The organism is Brachyspira sp. SAP_772, assembly GCF_009755885.1.
Classification (GTDB): Bacteria; Spirochaetota; Brachyspiria; order Brachyspirales; family Brachyspiraceae; genus Brachyspira.
In genome coordinates, this window is the sequence record NZ_VYIX01000026.1 from 1 (window position 1) to 1,144 (window position 1,144).

General features: G+C 25.3%; 2 pseudogenes. One reads left to right on the plus strand and one right to left on the minus strand.

Features of this window, described 5'->3' with window-relative positions:
* Positions 1-113, minus strand: a pseudogene (locus tag GQX97_RS15165) (L-glyceraldehyde 3-phosphate reductase); the annotation flags it as partial.
* Positions 114-118: 5 nt separating this feature from the next.
* On the opposite strand from GQX97_RS15165, the pseudogene GQX97_RS12300 reads away from it, so the two are divergent.
* Positions 119-1,144: pseudogene (locus GQX97_RS12300) on the plus strand (metal-dependent phosphohydrolase); the annotation flags it as partial.

The following is a 1,144-nucleotide window of genomic DNA, read 5'->3' on the forward strand; positions in this document are numbered from 1 at the left end:
TCTTTTATCTGTCTTAATCTATCTCTTGTGATAGCATCTTTTTTTAAGTATCTTCCATCTGCAGCTATTCTACTATCACTTGGTATGCCATCAATATATTTATCTGTAAGTAAGCAATATGTTTAATTTTATTAAAAGCTTTGATACTAATAATGTTTCTTTTGATGAGATGTATGATGCTGTAATATCTGAATATAATCTCAATATTAATAAGACTATTTTTTCTAATGCTATTATTAATAGAGATACTGTTGGATATGAGGCTAAGGTTGTAGATACGCTTAAGAGTTTATTTGATGTTGGTATAATATCTAGAAGAAATTTAACACCTGAAACTTTAAGATTAATTCTTAATAATGGAATATTTATTTATAAGTATAATGATTATGTTGTTGAAGAGAGAATAGCTGCAAAAAACAGAATATTCTTTTTAGAAAATTTAAAAAATGAAATTAGCTCTATTTTGGGAAATAGATATAATGATTTAAATGTATTTCATATCAATACAATATCTTCYATAATCAATGTATTTTTAGTAGATAATTTAATTTATAATTCTGAAAAAACTCAAGAAGAGATAAACAAAATTCCATTATCTGTAGAGCCTATATATACAACAATAAAAGCAGGATTTCCTATTTTAGAAGAAGGTGAAAGGGTTACAGAGGATAAGGTTAATCTTTTAAAATATATATTAGATAATAGCAGTTTTCTTGAGTATAATATTAAAACTCTAATAGGTCAGGCTTTATTTATATTGATGTTATTTGCTTTTGTGGGATACATTATATTTAAATATAATATAGACTTTTATACTAACTTTAAGAATTTTATTTTATTCTCGCTTGAATATTTGCTTATTATGTCTATAGCATATTTTATAAGCAACTATGTATCGGATAAACTTATCAATATACCATTTTATATATACACTTTYATACCAATGTTTTCTATGCTTAATACTTTACTTGGGGCAAGAAGAGGAATTTCTGCTATTGTAACTGTATGTATTACTCTTTTAGCTGCCAATATGGTGCAGGCTGATGTATATGAGTTTTTCTCACTATTTGTAATATCAATGATAACTTCTGTTTCTACAAAGAAAATTAATAACAGAAATGGAGTTTTATGGCTAGGCATTCAG